The sequence below is a fragment of the Vibrio sp. 1CM2L genome (genome assembly GCF_023161695.1).
In the GTDB taxonomy this organism is placed as follows: domain Bacteria; phylum Pseudomonadota; class Gammaproteobacteria; order Enterobacterales; family Vibrionaceae; genus Vibrio; species Vibrio coralliirubri.
In genome coordinates, this window is sequence record NZ_JALNTT010000001.1 from 350,283 (window position 1) to 364,256 (window position 13,974).

The window sequence follows — 13,974 nt, forward strand, 5'->3', positions numbered from 1 at the left end:
TAAGAGAATTCAAACGAGGCCGTAACCATGAAGAAACCAGTCAAGATTACACTATACCGTTGGGCAGGCAGCTGGGGTCCATTTAAAGTTAATATCCCATGTGGGGAATGTACCCTTACCAAAGACATTCTGAAGGATACTTTTGAGAATGAATTGGCCGATGTCGATGTCGAATTGGAAGTGAAAGATTGGTTGTCTCACTGGTGGGAGCCTCTAAAACTAGGCTCATGGCATGCTCCAATCCTTGTTGTTGAAGGCAAGGTTGTCAGCCAAGGTGAAGCGCTTAATCGCGGTGTGTTAGTCCAATCTGTGATCAAAGAGTGGACCAAACGAGACAGCCTAAAAGGCAACATCGTTTATGGTAAGGCGACCTGCCCATTCTGTGTTAAAGCAAAGAAAATGTTGGATGAAGCGGGTGTTGAATACCAATACCACGATGTCGTAAAAGATAGCGCCGCTTTATACCGTATGATTCCAGAGGTAAAAGCACACATTGGTGAGAAAACACCGGTCACCGTCCCACAGATCTGGCTTGATGGTAAATACATCGGTGGTGCCGATAACTTAGAAGCGTGGATGAAAGAGAATGGCTTAGATAGCATCCCTAATAATGTGGTCGACTTATCCAATCAATCTGCTGGCTGAGTTCATTAAAAGCCATTAGTCAGAAGCTTAAATAGTATTTTTTGTGTCCATCCACAACAAAACAAAGCGATAACTTTCACCAATCGCTAAAACGAAAAAGGCCTTAAACTTCATCGAGTTTAAGGCCTTTTAAAATTCCGTTTTTGAAAATGCTTATTTAGCCATTTTCTTCATCATTCGCTTAAAGAACGATGGTTTCTTTGGCTTTGAAGTGCCGTACAATGCTTCGTGCATCATGTTTTTTGCTGCCATTTGACCAAGGTATGCGTGGCCTAGTTCGTAATTCATGCTTATCTCCGCACATAATCAACTTTCTTTAGCGCGGATTTTACACTTAAAACGCCCAAAAACAAGATCTAAATCACACTTTAATGCAATGTTAAGTATTAATTGGCAATTAGCTTAATTTTGTCTGTGTGCTAATAAGCATTGTATTTGTATATCAATAAGTTAACCTGAATTCCGATTTGAACTTAATGCTCCATTCCTAATAACAATCCAAGACATTGGTTTAGACACTGATAAAAAAAGCAGCTCAAGAGAGCTGCTTTCTAAAATACTTTACTGAGAAACCTAGCTGCGCTTCGGCTGTCTGTAAGTTTTACCGGCAATTTGATATGTGTCTTTTTGCTTCAATTCAAACATCGTTTCAAAGAACCAAGCTGCAAATTTGATTAAGTCATCGCCTTCATTCATGACATGTTCGATGTACTCTTGCTCTTCGCCTTGTTCATTTTCTTGAAGCGTCACGTGGTAAATACGCTTTTCGCCTTCCACTTCAGCAAGTGCAAATTGACCAGTCAGTGATGCAGCAGCCTCAGCGACTTCTGTATCCTCATTGGATTTCAATAGCTCAAGCGCTTGAGGCAGGCCATCTAGTGCGCAGATAGCTTTTACCAGTACTTCAAATTCATTTTGCTGCATTTTGTTTTTACCTATTCAATGGACCGAAGCATTGTAGGAAACCATCAGCACAAATACAACGTATTAACGATGATGCGTTAAACGATAGTGAATTTAGTATTTAGCTATATTCCACTTCAACAGTATCGCCTTTGTTGTTCATTTTGGTTGAAGACCAAAGCACTCCGCCCATGGCTGCGCCAATAATGAGGTAGAACAAGCCTAACTGTAGATGAGTCGTGACCCAACTTTCTACTAGATACCCACCCAATAAACCCGCTAAACACATCTGAATTGAGCCAGACAATGCCGACACTGCACCCGCTTGTTTCTTATGAGGTTCTAATAACATGCTGATTGATAATGGGAACGAGATGCCTTGTGCTATCGCCAACCAAGTAAACGCCCAAACTAAGTTAAAGATGGATAACTCATGAGTAAGAAGCCAAGTTCCGGACGCCAAGATAATCAAAATAGCTAGGCTCATCAGCTGGGGCGTACTAAACCTACGATTGAGTAAGTTTAAAGCGACGCTACCTATCAATAAGCCCGCCGAAGGAACAATCATTAATGAGCCATATTCAGCGGCGGTCAGCCCCAATTGCTCTTGCATTAAGAATGGAAACAACGACAGCGATACCAAACTCGCCATGTAGCTCATCCAGTTGTAACTGGCACTGGTCAACACTTGGCGATTGGTCAACAAGCGCCCGTAGTTCTTCACTACTTGGCACACATCAAAGCGGCTCTTTCCGTATGGCAAAGTTTCATGCAGAACAAAGTAACCCAGCGTAAATATCGCTAATAAGTACAATAAAACGAACAGGAACACCGCCTGCCAACCGAGGTGAAATGAAATCCAACCGCCGAATACCGGCGCAATGATCGGCATGATCGAAGCGGTGATCGAGATATAAGACAACGCTTTGGTAAGCTGTGAACCATCATAGCTATCACGAAGCACACTTCGCCCAAGAACCGAGGCACTACCCGCCCCCAAACCCTGCAGTAATCGACCAACTTCTAGCGCCGTCATATTGTCAGAAAACACAACACAAACGACTGTACCAATTAAATAAACACCCTGACCTAGCAAGAAGATAGGTCGTCTTCCCACCGCATCGGACATCGGTCCGTAAAATAGCTGAGACAAGCCAAAACCCACCAGAAACAGCGTGACGAGCAGCTGCACATCTACTTGAGTAGCACTTAAATCAGAAGCAATTAACGGTAATGCTGGCAAGTAGATGCTCACACCCACCTGCCCCGTAGCAATAATCATCATTGCTAAGAGTAACGGTGTTTTTTTAAAGGTCGATTGGCTCAAAAAATTCCCTATTCGTTTGATATTTGTTCATTAGATGAGTTTACATTCAAACCCAATAATTGATAATTAGCTAAATTGGAATTTTATTAAGTCCCAACAGGAAACAATATGGATTGGATTCTTAACGTAAAAAGCTACGTCAGAGTAGTCGAAGAAGGCAGCTTCAATGGTGCTGCTCGAAAGCTGAACACCACCAGCTCGGCGATCAGTAAAAGAGTGAACTGGCTAGAAGAGCGTATTGGCACCCAACTGTTAAAGCGCACCACACGCTCAATTAGTCAAACTGAAGCGGGCGCGCTCTTTTACCTGCGAGCCAAGGATCAGCTCGACAATTGGCAGTCCATAATTGATGAGACACGCTCGGTTAACCAAACCCCAGCAGGCCTATTAAAGATAGGCGCGACAATTGCGGTTGGCTCTAAGTTTCTGGTGCAATACATGGACGACTTCTTAGAAAAATACCCAGACATTAAGGTGCAGCTGATCACGACCACTCCAGGCCAATTACCTGAACTTGGTTTGGATCTGGTGATCAGTCGTGAACTGGAACAGCTCAACTCATTAAGCTTCAAGAAAACACCGCTGTTTGAACACAAGGCCAGTTTCTATGCTGCGCCAAGCTATTTAGCTAAACATGGTTACCCCGCCAACGAGCAGGACTTAGAACAACACAACTCTTTGATTTGGGGAGAGCGCCCTACCCGAGAAGTCACACTCACCAAAGGGCAACGCATCACTCTCAATGGTAACTTTGCTACCACCAATCCAGAGGCTTTGTTTCATGCTGCGAAGCGAGGAATGGGCGTACTATTAACCATCAAAGCGATGATCAAAGAGGATCTAAAACAAGGGACATTAGTTCCAGTATTGCCAAATATCACTGCCGACGAAGTGATGGTTTACGCGTACTACCCTAAGCTTGATTACTCGCATACGCGAACCAAGCTCTTTTTGGACCATCTGAAAGATAGACTAAACAAAGAGCGTAGTACGCAAGCTCTGTGAAATAAGTCACATTTTAATTTGAAAAGTTATACAACACGGCCAATAATAAACTTGACGCATATAGATTATACAAGTTCGCACATATACAAGATAATACGTATACAGCTTACACAGTGAATCTGGTTAACTAGGGATGGTGACTATGACTCAACATACGCACAACAGCATGATAGACACAGAGCGCATTGGCCGTTTGCTGAAATTGGAAGGTATCGACCTTTTAGAATCAGCTGTGCTTACTTTACATCAGACCTTTGACACTCAATACACCAGCATCATTGAGAAGAAGCACTTCCCTGACCAAACCGTTCCTTTGGTGATCGCCCATTCTGACCATGTATTGCATGACAAAATCAATGCGCGCCATGGTCACATCTACCAACAAGCAGTCAATCAAAGACACCCAGATTGCTCGTTTGCTCAGTACGTCGTCCAGTCATTGCCGACATCGGCATTTAGGCAGGAAATCACCTCACAAAACTCCATCGCGATCCCGACTCGAACTCAAAGTGGCGAAGTGATGGGCGTGCTGTTTTCAACGTTCACCTCGCCTCTTAGTCCTGATCAGCAGCAAGACGTGATAAAACACCATCAATTGTTCGCCGACATCATCATTCACACCTTACGTGAAATGTGGTTTAACGATCGTTCCGAACAACTGGTGAATCAACTTAGTTATGAGGTGTCACACGACAGCCTAACCGGGTTACTCAACCGAAGCTGTTTATCAGATACCTTAGAGTCGATTACTCAACAGAGCGTCACTCCGTTTACATTGGCTTTACTCGATATCAATAGCTTCAAAGCCATTAATGACATGCACGGCAATTATATTGGCGATAAAGTACTTCAATTTGTCGCAGAAACCTTGCGTCGAACCTTACCCGAAAGCAACCTGACTTTCCGAACTGCTGGCAATGAATTCGCCTTCATTACCTACCACTCTGACCCGATAGCAGTGTGCGAGCAGATACTGGCAAAAATTAAGCAAGGCTATAGCAGCGTTGATATTAAGATAGATTTAGAACTCAGCATTGGAATTGCCAGTTCGGACGGAGACAACAAAGACGTTGAACAGATCATATTCAACACTAGTTTGGCGCTTAAAGAGTGTAAACACAGCCAAGATACTCATATTCAATGTTATGACACCCACTTGAGATCTCGCTACCAAAGAAAAACCGAGCTAATTGCAGCACTGCGAAATGAACTCGAAAACCCGATTTCACAAAGCTATATCCCCGATAGCAATGGAATGTACGTAGTTGTCCAACCCATTGTGGGCCAAGGCGAGACGCAATGGGAATATTTCGAGGTACTGACTCGCTGGAAGACCGCCAGACACGGTGATATATCGCCTGTGGAGTTCATTCAAGTGGCTGAAGAGTCTGGGCTGATTGTCGAGCTAGGTGAGCGTATTATTGAGTTAGTGTGCCGCGCTAAAACCACCTTAGAACAAGGCTTAGGTTACAAGGTTAAGCTTGGAATAAACTGTTCTGCTCATGAGCTTACCGACTCGAAACGCTATATTTCCTATCTCACACGAACCATTGAACAGCATCACTTTAAAGCTGATGAGTTTGTTATTGAGTTAACCGAAACGGTGCTGTTATCTCCAACCCAAGAGACAAAATCAGCACTTAACTTTTTGAGAGGGCAAGGCTTCACTATTGCGCTCGATGATTTCGGTACGGGTTACTCCAGTTTGAACTACATCCACAGCTACCCTATCGATTGCATTAAAATTGACGCCACCTTTATCCGTAATTTGCTGACCAACTCAACCTCAGAAAGCGTTGTTTGGCTGATTATCCAGCTTGCTCACAGACTCGATGTATCTTTGGTTGCGGAAGGCGTAGAGAAGCGTGAGCAATTAGAAAAGCTGCACGCAATGGGATGTGACAAGATACAAGGATACCTCTACTCACCACCCATGCGACCTGAAGCTATCGTCAGCTATGTTACTCATTCTGAGCCTTTGGCTTAAACCGCGATCCTTGAATTGACCTAGGATCAAAAAAACCGCGAGGTCATGACTCTACTCGGAGTGATGCTCTCGCGGTTTTAATTATGGTTGATGAATAACAACTTTATTCAGGGTTATCTCAAAGAGCCTAACTAGCTGTTATTAGATTGAGCTTCTAAAGCGACCTTTAACAGCTTATCAGCCTCATCTCTTGCTGCTACAAACGTCGCTTTTTCCTTTTTAGGCACAGAATCTGCCATCGGGATATTTGCTGTCATTGCATTCACAGGACGACCACGTTCAATCAGTTCGTAGTGCAAGTGTGCGCCGGTCACTCGGCCAGTTTTGCCAGACAAACCAATACGCTGACCACGAGATACCGTTTGTCCTTTACGAACGAGGATCTTACTCAAATGTAGGTAACGTGTTTTGTAGGTGCTGCCGTGCTGAATAACCACGTAGTTACCCGCGTATGGGTGCTTACGCGTCATAATCACTTTGCCGTCACCCGTTGCTTGAACCGGCGTGCCAATTGGCGTCGCGAAGTCTGTACCGTTATGCGGCGAGACTCGGCCTGTCACGGGGTGTAAGCGCTTAGGGTTAAACTGAGAACTTTGTCGCCAACTACTGCTCACAGGGTAACGTTGGAAAGCACGTTGTAAGCTATCGCCATTGGCATCGTAATATTGCCCATCAGTGTGTAAGTAAGCTGACACTACGCGGTTACGATTCATGATCTTAATTGCTTCAATTTCACGTTTGCCAGTTGCAACACCATCAACATATTGTGCTTTTTGAAGCACTTCAAACTGATCGCCAGCGCGTAGGTCTCGGCTAAAGTTCAGCTTGTCCTTAAGAAGAGTCACAATATGGTCAATCTCAAGACTGCTCAGGCCAACCTTGTTCGCCGACATAGAGAAGCTGCCTTGAATATCACCCACTAAAGGTTTTTGCTTCCATTCACCAGGAATAGAGATGTCTTCGAATTCGTAGCTGCCGTCATCCAGCAGTCGGTAAACCACTTTGTCTGCGACGCTAAATTGAAGTTCCATTTTAGAAAGGTCGCCGGTCGCTTCATCACGCCAAAAGCGTAATGTATTACCCGGACGAAGCGTATCTAAAGCGAGGAAGTTCAAATCGGTTTCCATCACGCTCATCATCGATTTATAAGAAAATCCAAGTTGCGTGAAGATGCTACTCAAGTTATCGCCAGATTGAATTTGATACTCAAATGTCGGCGGCTCAATAACGGTAACTGAAGATGGTGACAGAATTGACTCAATAACGGTTGAGTCTGGTAGATCAAGCTCGATCGTTTTCGTCAGATTTGATTGCGAAGATTGCAGAGCAACTCCAATCGCTGCAATAAGCGGCAGTCCTAAAATAGCTACTTTTTTTACAGGTGAAAGCTCGGCAAACGGAGAGGAAAATATTTTTGAATACACGGTAAACAGGTCTTTCTACGATATAAAGGCATAGGATATGCTTTTCAAACGCATAAATCATCAATGCATTGTCATAATATGATGTGAATCTGCCCAACTTAGCCTAAGTCATTGAGTTGCCGTAGATGAAGAGCCACTAGATGAGAAATAAAATTAACCGCTAAATTTAAAAATAAAAAAGCAGAAACGGCTAGCTTCTGCTTTCTATTGGTTGACGTTATTCCGTTTCGAATAATTAATAAACGAAGCGAATTAGTCGCTGGTTTTAAAAAAGACTATGCGTTTACTGTCGACACTAAGCAGTTGTCTTCACCAAACTCATTTGGGATGTAACGGTCAGCATTCACATCGTTCACCCATTGTTGGTTATCAACTAGGTAGCGGAATTGAAACTCGCCATCTTTAGGTAGGCGAGTTTTAAACTTGTAAACCTTCCCTTTGGCCAGTTTTTTCATTGGGGTGGCTTTCCAATCAAGAAAGTCAGCAACGATGGATACAGAGTTCGCTTCCTGAGCTTCTAGCTCGAAGGTCACTTCAACTTCATCTTTCGTCTTAAAAAAACGTTTATTAATCATTCGCAAGCTCCATTTGTAAAAATAAGCGGACACAAAGCTAAGTGTGTCTAAATTTCATTCATCTAACTAAGATAATATGTAATTTGGCTCACATAAACAACAGATCCTTACATTCACGAAAACGTTATTGCTTACCAATTGATTGCGTATCAAAAGAAAAACTCATTAACACCTTTTCAGAAGGGGGTTCTGCAAATGATTGTTCCGTAGAATGCTGAGTAAAGCCGATAAAACCTTCCCCAGTGAGTTTATTCTGTGATTGCGAATCTGGCAGCTTAGCGACCTCCAATGTCTGAATTTGTATACGATCACCCAGTAAAAGTTGGTCGACTAACACCACGCGGCTTCGTTGCTGGTCATGTTTAAACAGGCCAAGATAATAGAAAACACCGCTGCCTTGGTTAGATATCCACATCGGCGCGACAAAGAAACTCGCCTTGCCCAGCGTGACAGCTGAAAGATTATTGGTGTCTACCGTTACCACACCGCGCTCAACACCTGAGTCATAACGTCCAAACGCGATAGCTTTAGGCTCATCAACTTCATTGATAAAAGCGTAGGCGTTAGTTTCAGGAACTTTAATTGTCCATGGGTTGGTCGTCTTCAAATCAAAAACGGTTTCTACAACTGGGTCATAACTCACTTGAGAAGAAGGAAACTTCGCTAAGATCTCTTCATCACTTAAGCTAAAGCGATAAACACCCGCCACTATCACCACAACCAGCATGACAATTGGAATCAATAGAATCAGAGGAATAGGTAAAATTTTCTTTTTCATGGGCAATTATATTCTTTTGTTTTCATCCAGTTGTGCAGACCATAAAGGGCTTTAGTATAATTATCAATACAGGGTTAACCAGAAGTGGAGCATGGATGGATATCAATCATATTAAAGATAGAAATATCAGAAGTTGCGAATGCCGCTGTGGAGCAGTCAACCTAGTATGCCGAGGCGAACCTCAACGTACCTCTGTCTGCCATTGCTATGAGTGTCAGAAACGCACCGGAAGTGTGTTCGGCGTTCAGGCTCGGTTCCCAATAGAACAAGTTACACTCAGCGGTGAAGTGACCTCTTTTTCACGCATCAGCGATACGGGTAATGAAGTCACCTATCAGTTTTGTCCCAAGTGTGGCACCACCATACTTTTGCAGTCAGTTGCCGCCGCCGATTTTTATATCGTCCCGCTCGGATTATTTAAAGAGCAAGATTTCCCACTGCCGAGCTTTTCGGTTTACGAAGAACGCAAACACGGTTGGGTTAAGTTCGACCACCAAATGAACCATTACAACTAGTTTGTCATTGAGCGTTATCTTTACCTCGTTATTGACCGTTATCTTTATATAGCAACAGTATTAAAACAAACTGCAATACTGTTGCCTAAGATCAAATATCAACGCCCCACAACGCTAGCGTATCTTTTCTCTAGCGTTATAATCTTGCTCCTCTATTTAACCCAGGGTGAACCACATGATTTCTAAGCTACCTCGCTGGGTTGAATACGGCGCCCTTTTGTTAGCCGGTCTTGCTGGCAGTGTTAATGCTATAGGCTTACTTGGCTTCCAACATCAAGCTATCTCCCATATCTCCGGCACCATGTCTTTGCTAGGCAGTAGCCTGCTTACACCGACCTCGGCTTCTGTTCACCTCCTATTGGTGATCATGAGCTTCATGTTAGGTGCGGCGTTCAGCGGGTTCTTTATTGAAAACCAAGCATTGAAGTTAGGACGCCGTTACGGTGTTGCGCTATGTATTGAGGGTGGATTGCTGTTTTTGGCGCTGTGGACACTGTTGCAAGGCTATACTTCAGGTCAGTATTTCGCTTCAGCCGCGTGTGGTTTGCAGAACGCGATGATTACCACTTACAGTGGGGCGATCATTCGAACAACACACATGAGCGGGATCATTACCGATCTTGGGATCATGATTGGTGCTCGCTTAAAGGGGATGCCTTTTGACCGTCGTAAAGCCAAACTACTGATGTTCATTGTGGTTGGCTTCCTGTTTGGCGGCTTAAGTGGCGCTTGTCTGTTCCAACGCTTCGAAATCTTGGCATTGGCTTTCCCAGCGTCTTTCGCCTTCATTATTGCGTTTAGCTACTGGTTATACTTGACCTATCGAACTGAAACCCCAGTCAATTTATAAATATCTGGCAATATAACCTCAAACTACGTAACATCCGCAACACTTTATTCTAAACTCTTAATACGTAGCAGAATAACCAGCATGAATATTTAGCGATATTTGATGAATAGTATTGCAAGCGATATTAATACTGGGTAATCTTGCACCCAATGAGAAAATACGGACGTTTAGTGAATAAAAATGCCAAGGATGTGGCTTTTTTACGTGTAGAAATTCGAGAACAATAACATGTCTAACAACACGAATACTGCTCAAACAGAGAAATCTAAAGGCAGTTTCTGGGTTTTCTTAATCCCATCATTGATTGGTTTATTCCTTTTCATGGCGCCAATCAGCTATCAAGGTGATCTAACCATCCCTGTAGCTATCTTAGCCAAATCAATTCAAGCGGTTTTCGGTGAATATCTAGTCCCTATCATCACTGCGATCGTTGCCTTCATGTCTGTAGCTTCCGTTTTAAGCACCATTTTTAAGCCTACATTCATTACATCAAATTCATTTTTAAGCGGCCTTTTCAACCCATCTCCACTGTGGTTGTTGGTTCGTTTAATTGGTGGTGCTGCAGCCGTTATGGCTTTCTTCCAAGTTGGCCCTGAGGTTATTTGGGAAGAAAACACCGGTGGTCTGGTTCTAGAAGGCCTGCTTCCAACACTGTTCTCGGTATTTATCTTTGCTGGTTTGCTACTGCCGCTTCTACTTAACTTTGGTCTATTAGAGCTGTTTGGCACGCTACTAAGTAAAATCATGCGTCCAATCTTCAACCTACCAGGTCGCAGTGCGATTGACTGTATGGCTTCTTGGTTAGGAGACGGCAGCGTTGGTATCCTGCTTACCAGCAAACAGTACGAGAAGAAATTCTACACTCAGCGTGAAGCTGCGGTTGTTGGTACGACTTTCTCAGCAGTATCTATCACATTCAGTCTTGTGGTTATTGCTCAGGTAGAACTCGAGCACCTATTCCTACCTTTTTACGCAGCAATCTGTTTAGCGGGTATTGTGGCAGCGGTAATCATCCCTCGCCTTCCACCACTAAGCATGAAGAAAGATACTTTCATTGATGGCAGCAAGCCTCACAAAGACGCTGACGCTATCCCAGCGGGTCACTCAACGTTCTCTTGGGGTCTTGAGCTAGCAGTAAGCAAAGCATCGCAAGTTAAGTCTGCTAAGTCAGTATTTGCTGAAGGCATCCGTAACGCCGTGGATATGGTATTTGGCGTGCTGCCTGTTGTTATGGGCCTTGGTACGATGGCGCTGGTTATTGCGGAATACACTTCTGTATTCTCATTCCTAGGTCAGCCTTTCATTCCATTCCTAGAGCTACTTGGTGTTCCTGAAGCGGTTGCAGCATCTGAAACAATTGTTGTTGGTTTTGCGGATATGTTTATTCCTGCGATTCTTGCCGCTTCTATCGACAACGAGATGACTCGCTTTGTTATTGCAGCAATGTCGGTTACTCAACTGATCTACATGTCTGAAGTAGGCGCTCTACTTCTTGGCAGTAAGATTCCAGTGAACATCTTAGAACTGTTTATTATCTTTATTCTACGTACGTTAATTACGCTTCCAGTTATCGCTGGTGTAGCTCATCTAATATTCTAAATTAGATGCTACTTATATAATTCAATAAAGATTCAGTTTATAAAGCCTCACTTTTGTGGGGCTTTTTATTTGCGAAATATATACACAGTATTATTTGAAGTTTAATCAATTTATAAGTTTTGCATATCATTTAATTTCATATCGTTTATTCAACCCACCTCTTGTTAATAGAAAACTGAACGCATAATCGTCAAATTAATACATTCTTAATCCCTCCTTAAACTCCGTCTAACCCATTTCCCAACTCATTGAACCAAATACTAAAAGTAACAAATATGTGATTTAGTGAATTTTGTATTGTTTAGGTTGTTGTATTTTTGTAGTCTATTTTGTGAAATTACATTCAAGTAAAATTCAATCTAGTCGATATATATAATTACAAAAACACGATTAACTTTAGTCTTCGCAAAGCCTGTGAGAAGGGGAAAACTCAATGAAATTTAGCCATAAGGTGGTTGCTGCATCATCAGCCTTGCTGCTAGTGACAGTATCATTGCTTTCAATACAACAACTGTACACTGTAAGAAGTGCAGTAGAAAACCACGTCAATGCGAGCCTGAAAGAGATGGTCTCGGGCGTGAAAAATACCGTCGTATCGGAGATGAACGCCAAGAAAGCGTTGGCTCAATCGACGACTGAAGTCATCGAGATCAACCCTGAAGATCGCGCTTACGTTAAAGATATCTTAGAAAAGCCAAAGCTTAAAAACAGCTTCCTAGCGGTTGGTTTTGGTTATGAAGCAAACGGTTTCGTTATTGAAAATGATGATGGTTGGGATGCCGGTCCAGACTACGACCCACGAATTCGTCCTTGGTACATTGATGCTAAATCCAAAAACAGTTTAGTTGTTACCGCTCCTTATGTGGATGCATCAAGTAAGAAAGTCATCATCTCTGTGGGCACTCCAGTTAAAGACAATGGTCGCTTTACTGCAGGTATGTTCTACGACCTAGAGCTGACGAACCTTGCTACCTTGGTCAACCAAGTGAACTTGTTTGATGCGGGTTATCTGTTCCTAGTCACTGCCGACGGCACCACGATTGCTCACCCGAATGCGAAAAACAACGGTGAAACGCTATCAAGCTACATGCCACAAGCGACTATTCGTGAAGGCTCTCAAGAAATTGAAGTCGACGGTAAAATGTTCCTAGTTAACTTCACCCACATCCCAAGTGAAGATTGGTACATTGGTGCAATCCTGGATGAAGAGATCGCGTTCCAAACCGTTGAAGAGTTGAAGAACAGCTCAATGATCTACTCTTTGATTGCGGTGATTCTCAGCATCATTGCTCTAACAGTTCTGATTCGCGTGTTAATGCGCCCACTGGATGCACTTAACCAAGCGATTCAAGACGTAGCAAGCGGACAAGGTGATTTAACTAAGCGCCTAGATACCAACACAGACAAAGAGTTCTCTGACCTAGCAAAAGGCTTCAATACCTTTACCGAAAATCTGCAAAATCAGATCATTCAATCGAAAGCGATTGGTGTTGAGATTAAACGCGGTACTGAAATCACAGTGAAAGGCGCGGGCGAATCAGCGAAAGCAATGAATACCCAGCTGCAAGAGCTTGAACAGTTAGCGACTGCAATGAACGAGATGGCGGTTACTGCAACTGAAGTTGCAAACAATGCTCAAGGCGCAGCAGCGGCAGCCCGTGAAGCAGACGAAGCAACGCTAGACGGCACATCTGTCGTAAGTGACACCACTCAAGCGATTGATAACCTTTCAGCACGTATCGACCAAGCGGTTGCCGAAGTACAAGTACTTGAATCAGCAACAGCCAACATCGAAACGATTCTAAAAGTAATCAACGATATTGCAGACCAAACCAACCTACTGGCGTTGAATGCGGCTATTGAAGCGGCGCGCGCTGGTGAGTCAGGCCGTGGTTTCGCAGTCGTTGCCGATGAAGTTCGCACTCTGGCGCAACGTACTCAAGAATCGACCACAGAAATCCGCAACATGATTGAACAGCTCCAAGCGGGTGCAAGCTCAGTATCGAACGCGATGAACCAAAGTAAAGACACAGCCACTGACGCCGTTGAACGCGCTCAGCAAGCGAACTCTTCACTTGACCGTATCCGTGACGCGATTCAACGTATCTCAGATATGAACATCCAGATTGCTTCAGCGGCAGAAGAGCAGAGCTTGGTAGCGGAAGAGATCAATAACAACACAGTTAAGATCAAAGACCTTTCAACACAAGTATCCAACGCAGCTCAAGAAGCGAACACAGCAATGCAGGTTCAAACGGACAATGTTCGCCAACAAGACGAGCTATTGAACAAGTTTACGGTTTAATCGCCTTACCGTTGAACTAACACTCTTGTATAGCAACTAATAAACAGCTTCAAATAAAAAG

The 13,974-nt window shown here is 43.5% G+C and carries 13 protein-coding genes; 7 read left to right on the forward strand and 6 right to left on the reverse strand.

Features of this window, described 5'->3' with window-relative positions:
* Window positions 1-27: 27 nt before the first annotated feature.
* On the forward strand, window positions 28-645 hold the full coding sequence (locus MSG34_RS01460) for a glutaredoxin (RefSeq protein ID WP_050620585.1): 618 nt from the start codon (window positions 28-30) through the stop codon (window positions 643-645).
* 153 nt (window positions 646-798) lie between these two features.
* Here the strand turns inward: MSG34_RS01460 and MSG34_RS24155 are convergent, their stop codons facing one another.
* From MSG34_RS24155 to MSG34_RS01470, 3 genes are all read right to left on the reverse strand, one after another.
* Window positions 799-933, reverse strand: coding sequence for a hypothetical protein (locus MSG34_RS24155; protein WP_010431176.1), 135 nt, complete (start codon window positions 931-933; stop codon window positions 799-801).
* 285 nt (window positions 934-1,218) lie between these two features.
* Complete coding sequence (locus tag MSG34_RS01465) at window positions 1,219-1,569, reverse strand: hypothetical protein (RefSeq protein ID WP_017057980.1); 351 nt, start codon at window positions 1,567-1,569, stop codon at window positions 1,219-1,221.
* A 100-nt stretch (window positions 1,570-1,669) separates the two neighbouring features.
* Complete coding sequence (locus MSG34_RS01470; RefSeq protein WP_248336080.1) at window positions 1,670-2,875, reverse strand: multidrug effflux MFS transporter; 1,206 nt, start codon at window positions 2,873-2,875, stop codon at window positions 1,670-1,672.
* A 108-nt stretch (window positions 2,876-2,983) separates the two neighbouring features.
* Between MSG34_RS01470 and MSG34_RS01475 the strand changes: the two genes are divergently transcribed.
* Together MSG34_RS01475 and MSG34_RS01480 are read left to right on the forward strand one after the other, a co-directional pair.
* Window positions 2,984-3,880 carry a LysR family transcriptional regulator gene (locus tag MSG34_RS01475; RefSeq protein WP_248336081.1) on the forward strand — a complete coding sequence of 299 codons (897 nt, stop codon included), beginning with the start codon at window positions 2,984-2,986 and terminating at the stop codon, window positions 3,878-3,880.
* Window positions 3,881-4,022: 142 nt separating this feature from the next.
* Complete coding sequence (locus MSG34_RS01480) at window positions 4,023-5,867, forward strand: GGDEF domain-containing phosphodiesterase (RefSeq protein WP_248336082.1); 1,845 nt, start codon at window positions 4,023-4,025, stop codon at window positions 5,865-5,867.
* Window positions 5,868-5,998: 131 nt separating this feature from the next.
* Here MSG34_RS01480 and MSG34_RS01485 read toward each other — a convergent pair whose 3' ends face one another.
* From MSG34_RS01485 to MSG34_RS01495, 3 genes are all read right to left on the reverse strand, one after another.
* Complete coding sequence (locus MSG34_RS01485; RefSeq protein ID WP_248336083.1) at window positions 5,999-7,291, reverse strand: peptidoglycan DD-metalloendopeptidase family protein; 1,293 nt, start codon at window positions 7,289-7,291, stop codon at window positions 5,999-6,001.
* Window positions 7,292-7,566: 275 nt separating this feature from the next.
* Complete coding sequence (locus MSG34_RS01490; protein ID WP_248336084.1) at window positions 7,567-7,866, reverse strand: isoamylase early set domain-containing protein; 300 nt, start codon at window positions 7,864-7,866, stop codon at window positions 7,567-7,569.
* Window positions 7,867-7,990: 124 nt separating this feature from the next.
* Window positions 7,991-8,644: a hypothetical protein gene (locus tag MSG34_RS01495; RefSeq protein WP_248336085.1), complete on the reverse strand. Its 654-nt coding sequence runs from the start codon at window positions 8,642-8,644 to the stop codon at window positions 7,991-7,993.
* Window positions 8,645-8,676: 32 nt separating this feature from the next.
* On the opposite strand from MSG34_RS01495, the gene MSG34_RS01500 reads away from it, so the two are divergent.
* The 4 genes from MSG34_RS01500 (at window position 8,677) to MSG34_RS01515 (ending at window position 13,913) form a co-directional block, all read left to right on the forward strand.
* A complete protein-coding gene (locus MSG34_RS01500) occupies window positions 8,677-9,159 on the forward strand; it encodes a GFA family protein (protein WP_248336086.1) in 483 nt (160 codons plus the stop codon).
* Between the two features lie 175 nt (window positions 9,160-9,334).
* Window positions 9,335-10,009, forward strand: a complete 675-nt coding sequence (locus tag MSG34_RS01505) for a YoaK family protein (protein ID WP_048610715.1) — start codon at window positions 9,335-9,337, stop codon at window positions 10,007-10,009.
* A 228-nt stretch (window positions 10,010-10,237) separates the two neighbouring features.
* Window positions 10,238-11,608 (forward strand): YjiH family protein, encoded by a 1,371-nt coding sequence (locus tag MSG34_RS01510; RefSeq protein ID WP_248336087.1) that lies wholly within the window; start codon window positions 10,238-10,240, stop codon window positions 11,606-11,608.
* Window positions 11,609-12,041: 433 nt separating this feature from the next.
* Window positions 12,042-13,913, forward strand: a complete 1,872-nt coding sequence (locus MSG34_RS01515; protein WP_122081179.1) for a methyl-accepting chemotaxis protein — start codon at window positions 12,042-12,044, stop codon at window positions 13,911-13,913.
* Window positions 13,914-13,974: the final 61 nt, after the last annotated feature.